14 protein-coding genes are annotated in these 16,248 nt (G+C 63.5%); 10 read left to right on the plus strand and 4 right to left on the minus strand.

What is annotated here, in order from left to right:
- Positions 1-22 precede the first annotated feature (22 nt).
- The 8 genes from pdhA (at position 23) to ACPPVR_RS20880 (ending at position 8,615) form a co-directional block, all read left to right on the plus strand.
- Positions 23-1,045 carry a pyruvate dehydrogenase (acetyl-transferring) E1 component subunit alpha gene (gene pdhA / locus ACPPVR_RS20845; RefSeq protein WP_426616007.1) on the plus strand — a complete coding sequence of 341 codons (1,023 nt, stop codon included), beginning with the start codon at positions 23-25 and terminating at the stop codon, positions 1,043-1,045.
- A gap of 28 nt (positions 1,046-1,073) precedes the next feature.
- Complete coding sequence (locus ACPPVR_RS20850) at positions 1,074-2,456, plus strand: pyruvate dehydrogenase complex E1 component subunit beta (protein WP_426616008.1); 1,383 nt, start codon at positions 1,074-1,076, stop codon at positions 2,454-2,456.
- 3 nt (positions 2,457-2,459) lie between these two features.
- Entirely contained in the window at positions 2,460-2,762 is a 303-nt protein-coding gene (locus ACPPVR_RS20855; protein WP_426616009.1) for a DUF5076 domain-containing protein, read from the plus strand.
- Between the two features lie 2 nt (positions 2,763-2,764).
- Positions 2,765-3,217, plus strand: coding sequence for a nucleoside deaminase (locus ACPPVR_RS20860; protein WP_426616010.1), 453 nt, complete (start codon positions 2,765-2,767; stop codon positions 3,215-3,217).
- A 62-nt stretch (positions 3,218-3,279) separates the two neighbouring features.
- A complete protein-coding gene (locus tag ACPPVR_RS20865) occupies positions 3,280-4,629 on the plus strand; it encodes a pyruvate dehydrogenase complex dihydrolipoamide acetyltransferase (RefSeq protein WP_426616011.1) in 1,350 nt (449 codons plus the stop codon).
- A gap of 140 nt (positions 4,630-4,769) precedes the next feature.
- Positions 4,770-6,191 (plus strand): dihydrolipoyl dehydrogenase, encoded by a 1,422-nt coding sequence (lpdA, locus tag ACPPVR_RS20870; protein ID WP_426616012.1) that lies wholly within the window; start codon positions 4,770-4,772, stop codon positions 6,189-6,191.
- A 128-nt stretch (positions 6,192-6,319) separates the two neighbouring features.
- Positions 6,320-7,561, plus strand: coding sequence for a threonine synthase (locus tag ACPPVR_RS20875; RefSeq protein ID WP_426616013.1), 1,242 nt, complete (start codon positions 6,320-6,322; stop codon positions 7,559-7,561).
- Positions 7,562-7,643: 82 nt separating this feature from the next.
- Entirely contained in the window at positions 7,644-8,615 is a 972-nt protein-coding gene (locus ACPPVR_RS20880; RefSeq protein WP_426616014.1) for a tripartite tricarboxylate transporter substrate binding protein BugD, read from the plus strand.
- Between the two features lie 48 nt (positions 8,616-8,663).
- On the opposite strand, the gene ACPPVR_RS20885 is transcribed toward ACPPVR_RS20880, so the two are convergent.
- The 3 genes from ACPPVR_RS20885 to ACPPVR_RS20895 form a co-directional block, all read right to left on the minus strand.
- Complete coding sequence (locus ACPPVR_RS20885) at positions 8,664-9,050, minus strand: response regulator transcription factor (protein ID WP_426616145.1); 387 nt, start codon at positions 9,048-9,050, stop codon at positions 8,664-8,666.
- A gap of 71 nt (positions 9,051-9,121) precedes the next feature.
- On the minus strand, positions 9,122-9,787 hold the full coding sequence (locus tag ACPPVR_RS20890; protein ID WP_426616015.1) for a response regulator transcription factor: 666 nt from the start codon (positions 9,785-9,787) through the stop codon (positions 9,122-9,124).
- Positions 9,784-12,216, minus strand: coding sequence for a PAS domain-containing sensor histidine kinase (locus ACPPVR_RS20895; protein WP_426616016.1), 2,433 nt, complete (start codon positions 12,214-12,216; stop codon positions 9,784-9,786). Before ACPPVR_RS20895 ends, ACPPVR_RS20890 begins: the two co-directional genes overlap by 4 nt.
- A gap of 673 nt (positions 12,217-12,889) precedes the next feature.
- Here ACPPVR_RS20895 and ACPPVR_RS20900 point away from each other — a divergent pair.
- A complete protein-coding gene (locus ACPPVR_RS20900) occupies positions 12,890-13,288 on the plus strand; it encodes a hypothetical protein (RefSeq protein ID WP_426616017.1) in 399 nt (132 codons plus the stop codon).
- Between the two features lie 322 nt (positions 13,289-13,610).
- Positions 13,611-13,823, plus strand: coding sequence for a hypothetical protein (locus ACPPVR_RS20905; protein ID WP_426616018.1), 213 nt, complete (start codon positions 13,611-13,613; stop codon positions 13,821-13,823).
- A gap of 83 nt (positions 13,824-13,906) precedes the next feature.
- On the opposite strand, the gene ACPPVR_RS20910 is transcribed toward ACPPVR_RS20905, so the two are convergent.
- Positions 13,907-16,081, minus strand: coding sequence for a transglycosylase SLT domain-containing protein (locus ACPPVR_RS20910; protein WP_426616019.1), 2,175 nt, complete (start codon positions 16,079-16,081; stop codon positions 13,907-13,909).
- Positions 16,082-16,248: the final 167 nt, after the last annotated feature.

Here is a 16,248-nt window from a genome sequence, read left to right on the forward strand (position 1 = left end):
ATTTCTCTGACCCGGAATTCCAATGGCCGCACCCAAGAAAGCCGCCGCAACCTCTCCACAGGACAAAACCAACGGCGGCTCGCCTCCGGAATTCACCAAAGAGCAGGAGCTGAAGGCGCTCCGCGACATGCTCCTGATCCGGCGATTCGAGGAAAAGGCCGGCCAGCTCTACGGCATGGGCGCGATCGGCGGCTTCTGCCACCTCTATATCGGCCAGGAGGCCGTGGTGGTCGGCATGCAGATGGCCCTGAAACAGGGCGATCAGGTCATCACCGGCTATCGCGATCACGGCCATATGCTTGCCACCGGCATGGAAGCCAACGGCGTGATGGCCGAGCTGACCGGCCGCAGCGGCGGCTATTCCAAGGGCAAGGGCGGCTCCATGCACATGTTCAGCAAGGAGAAGCACTTTTACGGCGGTCACGGCATCGTCGGCGCCCAGGTCTCGCTCGGTACCGGTTTGGCCTTCGCCAATCACTATCGCGGCAACGACAATGTCAGCGTCACCTATTTCGGCGACGGTGCGGCCAACCAGGGCCAGGTCTATGAAAGCTTCAACATGGCGGAGCTCTGGAAGCTGCCGGTGATCTACGTCATCGAGAACAACCGCTACGCCATGGGCACCGCGGTGTCGCGCGCCTCGGCGCAGCAGGATTTCTCCAAGCGCGGCGCGTCCTTCAATATCCCCGGCTTGCAAGTCGATGGCATGGATGTCCGCGCCGTGAAGGCTGCCGGCGACGAAGCCGCCGCCTGGTGCCGTGCCGGCAAGGGACCGATGATTCTGGAGATGCAGACCTACCGCTATCGCGGCCATTCGATGTCCGACCCCGCAAAATACCGCACGCGTGAGGAGGTCGAGAAGGTCCGCCACGACCAGGACCCGATCGAGCAGGTGCGCAACCGCCTGCTCGCGGCCAAGGTCAGTGAAGCCGACCTCAAGGCGATCGACGCCGAGGTGCGCGACATCGTCAATACGTCCGCCGACTTTGCCCAGCATGATCCCGAGCCGGATGCCGCCGAGCTCTGGACCGACGTTTACCGCTGAACGCGCGCAAGCTTTCCTTGGAGTCGATATGCCAATTCAAGTGCTGATGCCCGCGTTGTCGCCCACGATGGAGAAGGGCAACCTTTCCAAGTGGCTGAAAAAAGAGGGTGAGACGATCAAGTCGGGCGATGTCATCGCCGAGATCGAGACCGACAAGGCGACCATGGAGGTCGAGGCGACCGATGAGGGCACGCTCGGCAAGATCCTGATCGCCGAGGGCACCGCCGACGTTCCCGTCAACACGCCGATCGCGACGATCCTCGCTGACGGCGAAAGCGCTGCCGATCTTGCGAAGGTGTCCGCACCGGCCAAGCAGGAGAAGGCCGCTGAGTCTGCGCCTGCCGCCGCAAAGGCTGAGGCGCCCGCTCCCAAGGCTGCACCCGCGCCGCACGTCGCCGCGCCCGATCCGGAAGTGCCCGCGGGCACCGAGATGGTGACGCAGACCATCCGCGAAGCCTTGCGCGATGCCATGGCCGAAGAAATGCGCCGCGATGCCGACGTCTTCGTGATGGGCGAAGAGGTCGCCGAATATCAGGGCGCCTACAAGGTGACGCAAGGATTGCTCCAGGAGTTCGGCGCCAAGCGCGTCATCGATACGCCCATCACCGAGCACGGCTTTGCCGGCATCGGCGTCGGCGCCGCGATGACCGGGTTGAAGCCGATCGTCGAGTTCATGACCTTCAACTTCGCCATGCAGGCGATCGACCAGATCATCAACTCCGCGGCCAAGACGCTCTACATGTCCGGCGGCCAGATGGGCTGCTCGATCGTGTTCCGCGGTCCGAACGGCGCCGCGGCGCGCGTCGCCGCCCAGCACAGCCAGGACTATGCGTCCTGGTACTCCAACATTCCGGGTCTCAAGGTCGTCGCGCCGTTCTCGGCCGCCGACTACAAGGGCCTGCTCAAGGCTGCGATCCGCGATCCCAATCCGGTGATCTTCCTCGAGAACGAAATGCTCTACGGCCATACCGGCGAAGTGCCGAAGCTCGACGACTTCGTGGTCCCGATCGGCAAGGCGCGCATCGTGCGCTCCGGCAGCCATGTCACGATCATCTCCTGGTCGAACGGTATGAGCTACGCGCTGAAGGCCGCCGACGAACTCGCCAAGGACGGCATCGAGGCCGAGGTGATCGACCTGCGCACGCTGCGGCCGATGGACACGGAGACCATCATCAACTCGGTCAAGAAGACCGGCCGTGCGGTGACGGTGGAAGAGGGCTGGGCCCAGAGCGGTGTCGGCGCCGAGATCGCCGCGCGCATCATGGAAAATGCCTTCGACTATCTGGATGCACCGGTCGCCCGCGTCACCGGCAAGGACGTGCCGATGCCCTATGCCGCGAACCTGGAGAAGCTCGCGCTGCCGTCAGCGGCCGAAGTTGTCGAGGCTGCCAAAGCCGTCTGCTACAGGTAGACCATGGGAGGCCCGAAGGAGCAGCCATTGCCACCCGACGTCCTCGCCCGCGATGATGCGGTCGAGATCCTGCGCGTATTCGTGCTGGATGGCGGGCTGTCGATGGCGTTCCAGCGGGCCTTCGAGGAGCCCGACATGTGGGGCCTGCTGCTGGTCGATCTCGCCCGCCATGCCGCGCGCGCCTATGCGCGCGAGAGCGAATATACCGAGGAAGACGCCATGAACCGGATCCTCGAGATGTTCCAGGCGGAGATCGAGCGGCCGACCGATACCGGCACCACGACACCGCGCGGGAAGGGGCACTGACCGTGGCGATCGAAGCCCATCATTTCGATTTCATGCTGGAGGCGATCCGCGAAGCGGAAGCCTCGATCGCGCAGGGCGGCCTGCCGATCGGCGCCGTGCTGACGCGCGACAACAAGATCATCGCCCGCGGCCACAACAACCGGGTGCAGGAGAACAATGTCGTCCTGCACGGCGAGATGAGCTGCCTGCGCGAGGCCGGCGTGATCTCGTTCCACGACACAATCATGTACACCACGCTGTCGCCATGCTCGATGTGTGCCGGCGCGCTCGCTTTGTTCAAGGTCCAGCTGGTGGTGATCGGGGAATCCGTCACTTTCCCGGGCTCCAAGGACATCCTCGACAAGTTCGCCATCCCCTGGATCGACCTTGCCGACGACCGCTCCATCAGCATGATGAAGAATTGGCGTTCTATCCCTGCCAATGAGCGCCTCTGGCAAGGCGACATCGGCAACTAAACCTGGTCTGTTCGTCTTCGCTTCTGGAGGCGGCATTTTGAAAAGTTCTTCGTGAGGTCAGCATGCCCATCAACATCCTGATGCCCGCTCTCTCGCCGACTATGGAGAAGGGCAACCTCGCCAAGTGGCTGAAGAAGGAAGGCGACAAGGTCAAATCCGGCGACATCATCGCCGAGATCGAGACCGACAAGGCGACCATGGAGGTCGAGGCCATCGACGAAGGCACGATCGCCAAGATCCTGGTGCCCGAGGGCACGCAGGACGTCCCGGTCAACGACGTGATCGCGGTGCTTGCCGGTGAAGGCGAGGATGTGAGGGCCGCCGGTGCCGGGGCTGCGAAGCCCAGCGCCGCGGCGGCGCCGCCAAAAGCCGCTTCCGCTGCTGCACCGGCTCCCGCGCCAGCCGCGCCCAAGGCTGCGCCGGCACCCACTGCTGCTCCGGCGCCGCAGGCTGCCGCACCGGCCGCGCAAAGCAATGGCCATGGCGCGCGCGTGTTCTCGTCGCCGCTGGCGCGCCGTCTCGCCAAGGATTCTGGCATCGATGTTGCGATGGTCACCGGTACAGGTCCGCACGGCCGCGTGGTCGCGCGCGACGTCGAGCAGGCCAAGTCCGGCAAGGGCCTCAAGGCGCCGGCCGCGACACCGTCAGGCGCGCCCTCTACCGCGCCAACGATGTCGGACAAGCAGATCCTGTCGCTGTTCGAGCCCGGCTCCTACGAGGTCGTCCCGCATGACGGCATGCGCCGGACGATTGCGCAGCGCCTGACCGCCTCGATCCAGAACGTCCCGCACTTCTACCTCACCATTGACTGCGACATCGGCAAGCTCTTGGCCGCGCGCGAAGAGATCAACGCCGCCGCGCCGAAGGACAAGGAGAAGAAGCCGCTCTACAAAATCTCGGTCAACGACTTCGTCATCAAGGCAATGGCGGTCGCGCTGCAGAAGATCCCGAATTGCAATGTGAGCTGGACCGAGGCCGGCATGGTCAAACACCACCATTCCGACGTCGGCGTTGCCGTGGCGATGCCCGGCGGCTTGATTACGCCGATCATCCGCAAGGCTGAGACCAAGACGCTCTCGACCATCTCCAACGAGATGAAGGATTTTGCCGCGCGCGCCCGCTCGCGCAAGCTGAAGCCGGAGGAGTATCAGGGCGGCACTACCGCCGTTTCCAACCTCGGCATGTTCGGCATCAGCCACTTCACCGCCGTGATCAACCCGCCGCATGCAACGATCCTTGCGGTCGGCACCAGCGAGGAGCGGCCTGTCGTGCGCGGCGGCAAGATCGAGATCGCGAACATGATGAGCGTGACCTTGTCCTGCGATCACCGCGCCATCGACGGCGCGCTTGGCGCCGAGCTGATCGGCGCCTTCAAGCAACTGATCGAAAACCCCGTCATGATGATGGTGTGACGAGAAAATTCGCGTCGTCATTGCGAGCGAGGCGAAACAATCCAGGACGTGACCGGCAGACTGGATTGCTTCGTCGCTAGAGCTCCTCGCAATGACGCTCTCGAACATTGAGACCGGTTGAACGGGAACGAGCGCAAAGCATGGCCGACACATCCTTCGACGTCATCATCATCGGCTCCGGTCCCGGCGGCTATGTCACCGCGATCCGCGCTGCCCAGCTCGGCTTCAAGGTCGCGATCGTCGAGAAGTCCTATCTCGGCGGCATCTGCCTGAACTGGGGCTGTATCCCGACCAAGGCGCTGCTTCGCTCGGCCGAGATCTACCACTACATGCAGCACGCCAAGGATTACGGCCTGTCGGCCGACAACGTCTCGTTCGATCCCAAGGCAGTGGTGCAGCGCTCGCGCGGGGTCTCGAAGCGACTGAATGACGGCGTCGGCTTCCTGATGAAGAAGAACAAGGTCAGCGTGATCTGGGGCGCCGCCTCGATCGACGCGCCCGGCAAGGTCACCGTGAAGAAGTCCGACGTCGAGGGACCGAAGGGGGCGCTGGGCGAGGGGGCCTACCAGGCCAATCACATTATTGTCGCGACCGGTGCGCGCCCGCGCGTGCTGCCTGGGCTCGAACCCGACAAGAAGCTGATCTGGACCTATTTCGAGGCGATGGTCCCGGAAAAAATGCCGAAGTCGCTGCTGGTGGTCGGCTCCGGCGCGATCGGCATCGAGTTCGCCTCGTTCTTCCACACCATGGGCTCCGACGTCACCGTGGTCGAGGTGCTGCCGCAGATCCTGCCCGTCGAGGATGCCGAGATCGCGGGCCTCGCGCGAAAACGCCTCGAGAAGCAGGGCATCAAGATCATGTCCTCGACCAAGGTGACCAAGCTCGAGAAGAAGGCCGATAGCGTCGTCGCCACCATCGACGACGGCAAGGGCAAGCCCGTCACCACCGAGTTCGAGCGCGCGATCTCGGCCGTCGGCGTGGTCGGCAATATCGAAAATCTCGGTCTCGAAAAGCTCGGCGTCAAAACCGACCGCGGCTGCATCGTGATCGACGGCTACGGCAAGACCAACATCCCCGGCATCTACGCCATCGGCGACGTTGCAGGTCCGCCGATGCTGGCCCACAAGGCCGAGCATGAAGGCGTGATCTGCGTCGAGGCGATCAAGGGCCTGCATCCGCACCCCATGGACAAGAATCTGATCCCGGGCTGCACTTACTGCCAGCCGCAGGTCGCCTCCGTCGGCCTCACTGAAGCCAAGGCCAAGGAGAGCGGCCGCGAGATCCGCGTCGGTCGCTTCCCCTTCGTCGGCAATGGCAAGGCCATTGCGCTCGGCGAGGACCAGGGCCTGGTCAAGGTGATCTTCGACAAGAAGACCGGCCAGCTTCTCGGCGCCCACATGGTCGGTGCGGAAGTCACTGAGCTGATCCAGGGCTACGTCGTCGCCATGAATTTGGAGACGACGGAAGAAGAGCTGATGCACACGGTGTTCCCGCATCCGACCCTGTCGGAGATGATGAAGGAAGCCGTACTGGATGCGTACGGGCGGGTGTTGAATATTTAACTGTCTCCGTCATTGCGAGCGAAGCGAAGCAATCCAGACTGCCTGTGCGGAAAGATTCTGGATTGCTTCGCTTCGCTCGCAATGACGAGAAGAGAGAGCCGTTTGCAAAATAAGAAGGAAATCACCCCATGCACGACAACGACAACCTCACCATCGAACGCCCGACCTTCGTCACCCATCTCGAATGCGCGATGGAAGGCGATCATTACGCGGCCGATGAGGTCCACAACCTCTCCAAGGCCGGCAAGCCGCTGCTGGTGCGCTACGACCTCGCCGGGGTGAAGAAGGCGCTGACCAAGGATGCGCTCGCCCAGCGCCCGGCCGATATGTGGCGCTACCGCGAGCTGCTGCCGGTGCGCAAATGCAAGGATATCGTCTCGCTCGGCGAGGTGACGACGCCCTTGATCCGTCTTCCGAAGCTTGGTGCCAAACTCGGCGGTGGCGAGATCATTGTGAAGGACGAGGGGCGGCTGCCGACCGGCTCGTTCAAGGCTCGCGGCCTCGTCATGGCGGTGTCGATGGGCAAGGCGCTCGGCATCAAGCACATGGCGATGCCGACCAACGGCAATGCCGGCGCCGCGCTCGCGGCTTATGCAACCTCATGCGGCATCAAGACCACGATCTTCTGCCCGGCCGATACGCCGGAAGTGAATGTCAGCGAGATCGAGCTCCAGGGCGCGACCGTCTACCGCGTCAACGGCTATATCGACGATTGCGGCAAGATCGTCGGCGAGGGGAAGACGAAAGTCGGCTGGTTTGATACCTCGACCTTGAAGGAGCCGTATCGCATCGAAGGCAAGAAGACGATGGGGCTGGAGCTCGCCGAGCAGCTCGGCTGGGACGTGCCCGACGTGATCTTCTACCCGACCGGCGGCGGCACTGGCTTGATCGGCATGTGGAAGGCCTTTGACGAGCTCGAGAAGATCGGCTTCATCGGCTCCAAGCGCCCGCGCATGGTCGCGGTGCAGGCCTCCGGCTGTGCGCCGATGGTGCGCGCCTATGAGGCCGGCACCGAGCACGCGACGCGCTGGGAAGACGCCCACACCATTGCCTCGGGCATCCGCGTGCCGCAGGCGATCGGTGACTTCCTGATTTTGCGCGCAGTGCGGCAGAGCAAGGGTTTTGCCATCGCGGTCGACGACGACAAGATCTCGTCGGCGCTCAACGAAGTGGCGCGCGAGGAGGGGCTGTTGCTGTGTCCGGAGGGCGCTGCGACCTATGCCGCCTACAAGGACAGCCTCGCCGACGGCCGCGTCAGCAAGACCGACCGCGTGATGCTGTTCAATTGCGCGACCGGCCTGAAATATCCGCTGCCGCCGGTCACGCGCACGCTCGACCGCCACAAGCCGATCGATTTTTCGCAGTTCTAGCGCGGCAATACGTCACCAACGACCCCTCTTCCCGTTTGCGGGGAGAGGGCAAAAATAACAATGACGTCGTCGGGAGGACACAATGAAGCAAGCCGTCTGGGCTACGTTGATCGGCATTGTCGCGTTCGCAGGCGCTGCGCGTGCCGACGATTATCCTTCGCACCCGATCACCATCATTGTTCCCTTCGCAGCTGGCGGCCCGTCAGATGCGATGGCGCGGGTGCTCGCCGAGCGGATGCGGGTCTCGCTCGGCCAACCCTTGGTGATCGAGAACGTCACCGGCGCCGGCGGCTCGATCGGCGTCGGCCGCGCCGTGCATTCGCCGCCCGACGGCTACACCATTTCCTTTGGCCATCTCGGCACGCATGTGGCCAACGGCGCGGTATACAAGCTCAACTATGACCTGGTCGCCGATCTCGAGCCGGTGGTGCTCCTGCCCAGCAATCCAATGATTGTCGTCAGCAAGAATGCGGTGCCCGCGACATCGCTGAAGGAGCTGCTGGCCTGGCTCAAGTCGCGCCCGTCGCCGGCGACCGCAGGCACGGCCGGCGCAGGCTCCGGCAGCCACATCGCCGGCGTCTATTTCGAGAGCGTCACCGGCATCAAATTGCAATACGTGCCATATCGCGGCACCGCGCCCGCACTGAACGATCTCATCGCCGGCCAGATCGACGTCATCGTCGACCAGACCTCCAACTCCATCAACCAGGTCCGCGCCGGTACCATCCGCGCCTATGCCATCAGCGACGACAAGCGCGTGGCTTCGGCGCCGGAGATCCCGACTGCTGAGGAGGCGGGGCTGAAGGGCTTCAACATGACGCTATGGTCGGGGCTGTGGGTGCAAAAGGGCACGCCGAAGGAGATTGTGACCAGGCTCAACGCCGCGGCCGTGGAGGCGCTGAACGATCCCGCCGTGAAGAAGCAGCTCGAAAGCCAGGGCCTGGAGATGACGCCGCAGGATCAGCTCACGCCCGAAGTCCTGGGAGCGCGCCAGAAGGCCGAGATCGCAAAATGGTGGCCGATCATCAAGGCCGCGAACATCACGGTGGATTGACGCAACGCGGAGCCTTCCGGCTGTGGGTGGCCGCCCGGCGCGGCCGCATCACATCGTGGATTTTCCGGGCGCCGACAGCGCCGTATCCAGGCATTGAAGCAGGGTCGGCGTGGAAAACGGCTTGGCGAGAAAGCAGATCGCGCCGGCCTTCAGCGCGCGCGCGCGCACGGCGTCGTCGGGAAAAGCCGTCATGAAGATGAACGGTGTGAGGTGCCCAAGGCCGCGCATATGTATCAACAGATCGACGCCGCTCATGACCGCCATCTGCACATCCGCGATCACGCACGAGATCGTATCGAGTTCGCCGGATTGGAGAAATTCATGAGCGGAGCCAAAGGTGTTGACCGTGTATCCCCGCGACGTCAGGAGGTTGTCCGTCGCAAGGCGAACGGACGGATCATCATCAATGACGGAAATAATCGAAGGCACTGACAATATGATCGCTCCTGCCGCGGCACGGCCGCCCACCGGAAAGTGGGCCCCCGGAGCGAGATTGGAAAGCATACTTAGGTTTGCAGGTTTCCCCTTGTGCGTGGGATTCCGAGTGCGTCGGTCATTCTGACGAGATCGGCCAATGACCTGGCGCCCATTTTCCGCATGATCTGCCCGCGATAGATCTTGACGGTGATCTCGGCCAATCCCAGCTCGGCGGCGACCTGCTTGTTCATCAGACCGGACGCGACCAGGCTGAGGACGTCGCGCTGGCGCGCGCTCAGGCTCTCGAAGCAGGATCGCACTTCCGAGACCGACTTCTCGGCATCGCGCCGCTTGCGATCCCGTTCGAGCGCAGCTTGCACCGCGTCCAGCATGTCCTGGTCGCGTACAGGCTTGGTGAGAAAATCGACAGCGCCGCTCTTCATGGCTCTGACGGTCATGGGAATATCGCCGTGACCGGTGATGAAGATGATGGGCGTGTGAATGTTGGCCTTGGCGAGGTCGGCCTGAAGGTCGAGGCCGCTCGAGCCCGGCAAGCGAATGTCGAGCACGAGGCAACTGGGGACCGCCGGCGGCTTGGCGTCCATGATCTCCGCCGCTGAGCCGAAGGCTTCGACCCTGAGACCAACCGATTGAAAGAGATTGCTGAGCGCGCGGCGCATCGACGGATCGTCATCGACGATCCGAACGATCGGTTCATCGGCATTCGCCTGCGCTTGTTTGGCGTGATCAGTCACGACACGTCCTTGTGCGGCAAGGGCAGGGCGATCTGGAATGTTGCTCCGCTCCCTTCATTGGGGAAGGCCGAAAGCCGTCCTGCGTGAGCCTCGATGATCGATCGGCAGATCGAGAGGCCCATACCCAGGCCGCCCGATTTCGTGGTGAAGAAGGGCGTGAAGATGCGGTCCGTCACGTCCTTGCCGAGGCCGACGCCGCGATCCGTCACGGTGATGAGCAGGCGGCGATCGCCGTCTTCGTCCGCATGGCTGGAGCGGATCGCCAGCTCGCGCGGGCGGTCGACATTGGCCTGCATGGCCTCGATGCCGTTCATCACCAGGTTGATCAGGACCTGCTGGAACTGGATCCGGTCGCCGCAAATCCTGGGCAGGTCGGACGCCAACTCCATTCGCACCGATACGGCATTGGTGGCGAGCTCGCGCCGAACGAGCGCCACGGCCTCCCTGACGACCTGGTTGATGTCGAGTGGAATCACCTCGATCTCGGTCTTCTTCGCCAGCGCCCTGATCCGGCGGATCACCTCGCTGGCCCGATTGGCGTCCTCGACGATCCATTCCGCGGAACGGCGTGCAGCCGTCAAATCGGCAGGCTTGCGGCCGAGCCAGCCGATGCAGGCGTCCGCATTGGAGATCACGGCAGCAAGAGGCTGGGTGATTTCATGGGCAATCGAGGCGGTGAGTTCGCCGAGCGTCGTCACCCGGGTGACATGGGTGAGCTCGGCTTGCGCCTTGCGCAGCGCCTCTTCGGCCTGCTCGGCGCGGATCGCCGCCGTCACATCGCTGCTGACGCCGCGATAGCCGAGAAAACTGCCGCTTGCGTCATGGAACGGCTTGCCGCTGGTGCGCACATAGATTGGATGTCCGTTCAGTTCTCTGCTGCGGTAGACCAGATCGCGGAACGGAAGATGGGCATCGAGCGCCAGGCGATGCTGCTCCCACTTCTCGGGCTCGAACTCGGCATCGGGCGGTATGTCCCAACGCGCCAGGCCGATCAACCCCGTCGGCGCAGCTGTGGACGTATCGGAATGTTCCGATATGTGCGTGATACGGTGATCCGGCCCGGTCTCCCAGAACCAGTCCGATGCGGTTTCGGCATAGTCGCGGAATCGCTGCTCGGATGTCTTGAGCTCGTCGAATGCCCTTTGCAGCGCCTCCTTGGCCGCGAACTGCTCGGTGACGTCGACATGCGTGCCGATGATTTCCATCACCTCGCCGTCGCTGCCGATGACGGGATGACCCTCTGTATGGACGCGTTTGATCGAGCCGTCCGGACGCGCAATCCGAAAGTCGATCTGGAAGGGCTCCTTTTGCCGGATGGCCTGACGTTCCACCTCGATAATCCGGCGAAAGTCCTCAGGCAGGATACGCTGCTGGAAATCCCGTGCCGGTACGTCGATCTGATCCGGTTCAAATCCGAACAGGCGGTAAAGCTCGGCCGATCTGTAGGCGAACTCCTGACGACGTACGTCCCAGGCCCAGCTGCTCGTATGGCTGAGGCGCTGGGCTTCGGCCAAATAGGCCTCGCTGCGACGCAGTCTCTCTTCTGCCTCCTTTGCAACCGTGACATCGGTGATGGCCCCAACAAACTCGATGCGCCCGGATGCGTGTCGCACTGCGCGCGCCACGGAATGGAGATACTTGACTGATCCATCCGGCATCAGCAGACGATATTCGTGGTCGAGATTCTCCGCTTCGAGGGAAGCTCGGTCGAGCGTCCTTCTGACCGTCTCGCGATCTTCCGGATGGATGCGCTGAAAGACGAAGCTCAGGGTCGGCTTCGCCGCCGGGTCACATTGGAAGATGCGAAAGGTCTCCCTTGACCAGACGGCCTCGCCCGTCGCGAGGCTGAGGCCGAAGCTGCCGGTATGGCTCAGTTCCTGCGCATGGGCGAGATAGGCCTCGCTTTGCCGCAGCGCATCCTCCGCCTCCTTGCGCTGGGTGATGTTCTCGCAGGCGACCAGCACGATGGGCGTGCCGTCGCCGCGCAGCATGGCCTTGGCGTTTTCACGGACCCAGATGACCGAGCCATCCTTCCGGATCTTGCGAATCTCCCAGGTGTGCGGCTGGTCCAGTGTCTCCAGGCACAACGCGATGCACCGGCGGACGGAGTCGTGGTCTTCCTCGAAGAAGACGTTGAGCACGGATTGGCCGATCAGTTCGGCCGCCGCGTAGCCCAGTTGTGCGGCGCCAAACGTATTCACGTTGAGCACCGTTCCGGACGGGTCGACCATGAAGTACATGACCGGATTGTGCTCGAACACCTCGCGCCACTGCTTCACCGCGTCGCGTAGATCGGTGTCTTGCCGCGGACCTCCTCCGAGCGGGGGCTCGTCCTTCTCACCGTTGCCGAATGATCGAAGCGCCGCGAGGCCGCCGAGCAGGAATTGTGCGGCCGAATTCCCGAATTTCGCGATCTGGCCAGGCATCATCGCAGCCGTCCCGGCGCGCTGGAGGCAATGCGAGTAGAGCACTTTGCCACAACAGGGGCAATTCCCTCCGGCCAAAGTCGGACTCTGCGCAAAACTCGCGGTCGCCGTGCAGCTTGCGGACCTTGCGCCGTCTCGTTGCGCAGGACCGGAAGACTACGGGACAAACCTACGTATAGCTCGCGCATTCCTAGTCATAGCGCACATTTACCTCCGTACAATTGAGCGGTCCGTTGCGTGCGGATTAGTCTCACAACCAGTCGAGGGGACGCGATGGCAAGGCACAAGCCGGCGATTAGCTCGACATTCTGCTCATAGAGTCTAGCTCTGCGTCCGTTGCTTCGACTTGCCGCATGATTAGCGGCTCACGATCGAGAGGCCGCATTTCAATAACGAGCGTGGATGGCCGTGCATCAGCGTACGAGCGAAGCCACCACCATCAGAGCCAGGAGGGAAGATGATGTGCGATGAGCCTGAACACTCCGAGCGCGGTCCTGCTGTAAAAAGCTGCGCTGTCTGTAACGGCAAGTTTGGCCTGATCCGATATTATTCCTGGCGATCGCCGCTCTGCTCCAGAAAATGTCTCGATCGTTTCAGAGCGCGCCGCGAGCGCGACCGCCGATGGCTGTTTCGATTTCAGGCGGCATGAGTACCGCAATTCCGAACAGGAGGCTGCGTGCTGAACCGTGCTTGCAAGCTCCTCTTGACGATCGGGCTGCCGCTTGCGTGGATGACGGGAGCGGAGGCCGAGGAGGTTGGACAGGATGGTGCACATCGTCATCATCCGCCCCAGGATCAGCTTCTGCACGAAAAGTTCTATTCGAGCTGGCACATGCCCGACAATCCGGTGCTGAGCTGCTGCAACAGCGCGGATTGCTACCCGACCGAGATCCGCTACGTCGACGGCAAGATCTACGCGCGGCGCCGGGAGGACGGGAAATACATCCTGATCCCGATCCAGAAAGTCGAGAGAAACAGAGACAATCCCGACGGCCGCAACCACTTTTGCGCCCCGCCGCCGTCTGCGTCCCTGGTTGACACGGTCTACTGCTTTGCGCTGGGAGGTGCCACGTGAGGTTCATATTGGTGAACGGCAGGACCCCTTTCCGCAAGACGTTCTGTCTGTGGTGCTGCGAGGAGATCAGCGGCGGATATTTGCGCGACGTCCGAACGCTGCTGCCCTACTGCGACCACGAATGCTACGCGCTTCATCACGAAGCGCTGGCACCGATCGGGGAGCGTGTGCGAGCGGCGTCTTGAGGAGAGAACCGGTCGAGGCGGCAAGAGAGGACAAGACGTTGAGATTCATGCTCGTCAATCAGGAAACACCTCGCCTCGGCGCTGCTTGTAGCGCCTGCGCCCGGCCGCTGGGCGCGAGTTACCTCCGGCATGCGTCCATGCAGGCGCGGTACTGCGACTATGACTGCTACCGGCAGCAGGCAACCATGGGGATATTCTGGCCCTACCGCAGTTCGCTCGAGGCGATCACGGTGCTCACGGCCATTTCGGCCTGGAGCGTGATGATGCAGATGGGCGCACTCTCGCGCTCGCTGACCGAGGCCTACCTGCGCGCGCACGACCTTCTGACCACGGAAGGAGGTGACGGCTAACCCCACGATGCCGGCCGCGCAGAGCCGTCGGCCGCAGTCACCCCGTCCAGCTTCGCGCCGCGTCCAGCCCCGGCGTTGCGAGGCTAGGGCGCGGGGGCTGCGGCCGATGCCGTCGGCGCCGCGCTCACTTCATGCGTCGTGACGCGCTGCTCGGACTTCGCCGTGGCCACGCCAATCCCCTCGAACCGAGCGCGATACACCAGCACGTTCTCCATCACGCGCTGGACGTAGTTGCGCGTCTCCGACAGCGGGATGCGCTCGACCCAGTCGACCGGATCGATCTTGGGGTCGCGCGGATCGCCATGCGCCTGGACCCATTCGCGCACCCGGCCGCGGCCGGCATTGTAGCCGGCGAAGGTCATGATCTGGTCGCCGCGATATTCCGACAGCAATGCGCTGAGCTCGGCTGCGCCCATCTGGGTGTTGTAGACGGGATCGGAGACCATCCTGTCCCAGTCATAGGTCACGCCAAAGCGTTTTGCCGTGTCGCGGCCGGCTTCCGGCGTCACCTGCATCAGGCCGACGGCGTTGGCGGCCGATTTGTCGCGCTGGTTGAACGAGCTTTCGGTGCGCGCGACCGAATAAATCACGCTGGTCTCGATCGCGGGCGCGACCTGCTTGTGCTCGGGAATGCCGATGGTCGGGAAGGCGTAGTGGTCGAGCGCGAGCCCGCGCGCCAGCGCCGACTTGCCGATTTCGAGCATGACGCGCGCATCGTTGCGCCGGCCGGCGAGCTCGCCGAGCGCTTCGAGGGCTGCGACGTCGGTGCTCTCCTTGGCAAAATCCTCGGCATAGTAAAACACCGTGTCGCGCTCACCGATTCCGTACAGCATGTCGGCGGCGCGCACGCGATTGTCCGCAGGCGGCGTGTCGGCTGAAGCCAGCGCGGGTGAGGGCGCGCGCAGCTCGATGCGGTCGAGGCCGAGCCTTGCGCGCGCCAACTGGCCGTAATAGGCGGTCGGATAGCGCGCAGCGGCCTGATAGCTCTGGCGGGCGTCGGCTGTCGCATTCATCGCCTCCGCCGCCCTGCCGCGCCAATAATGGCCCCGCGACAATGCAATTGGATTGGCTGAGCCCTCGTCGATCGCCGCGAAGTGCATCAATGCGGTTTTGGGATCGTCGAGATAGCGCAGCGCGATCCAGCCGCACATGAAGTGATAGTCGACGCGGTAGACCTCCATCTCCGGCACCGCGGCGGCGCGCACGACATCATAGGCGGTTTTGAACTTGCCCTGGTCGAGCAGTTTTCGTGCCAGCAGGCGGCGTTCGCGCCACCACGCATCCGTGTCCTGGGCCGCCATCGTCTCGGGCGCTGCAGCGAGGATCACCTCGGCTGCGTCGTCGATGCGATCCTTCTGGAGATGCCATTGCGCGCGGCAGAGGACATAGCCGAGATCACGGCGCGCATCGGACGAGACGTCGTCGAGATAGTCCTTGGCCTTGTTTTCCTTGCCGTTGACCGCGGCGCAGGCCCTGACGATCGCGAGTGCGTCCTCGCCAAGACGTTTTGCGGCGCGCCTTGCGCCTGCGTAGTCCTTGGCGCCGAGGCGCTTGTCCATGCGCGCGCGGAGATCGTCGGCGCTCAGGATATCATGGAACGCTTCATAGGAGTCTTCCTCGCTGCGCTCGGACAATTCCTCCGTGCGCCAGGCCTCGCGCACGAGACGCGCGGCTCGGTCGCTGTCGCCTTCAGTGAGCAGCACGCGGGCCAGCGCGAAGTTGCCCTTGGCGCTGGTCGGCCGGTCCATCGTGAATGTGTGCACGGTTGCCGCATCGCTCTTTTCCTGCCAGAGCCGCGCCTCGGCACGCCGGCGCAGCAGCGCGCTGCTCGGCCAGTCGGGATTGGCGGCGAGGAAGGCGGCATAGCGCTTGAAAGGTGCGGTGCTCTCGGAATGGCGCAGCATGAACCAGTCGGCGAGTTTTTGCCCCGCGGGATCGGCGATGCGGTCGCGCGCCGCGCTCGAATCATCGGTCTTGCCCTTGCGTGCGAGATCGATCGCGTCCTTGAGCGCGGCGAGGTCGCCGGTGAGCGGCGGCGATGCCGGCTTGTCCGCGGGCTCGTCCTGCTTCTTCGACTTACGTTTGGCCTCGGCATGTTTGCCGTGCTTGCTGGTCGCAGCAAGGCGCTGCTTGCCCGCTTTGGCCTCATGCGTCTTCTTCGGCGATGATGATTTACTCTTCGCTGCCAGCTCCGTCGGAAGGAGCGCCAGTGCGGCCACGGCAACGACACATGCGAGCGAGCGTAGGCACTGGTTCATTCCGTGGTCCCCCTGCGAAACCAGTACAAACCAAAGTCCGCGACGACATGCGGCCCGAGAATCAAAACGCCATCAAAAACGGTGACACAGCATCGTTTCGCATTCCTCACGGTCCCGCAACAATGCGGCAAAATACGGATGGAACGCGGGAACTTGTGCAACGGGGG

The sequence above is a fragment of the Bradyrhizobium sp. McL0616 genome (assembly GCF_049993385.1).
GTDB lineage: Bacteria > Pseudomonadota > Alphaproteobacteria > Rhizobiales > Xanthobacteraceae > Bradyrhizobium.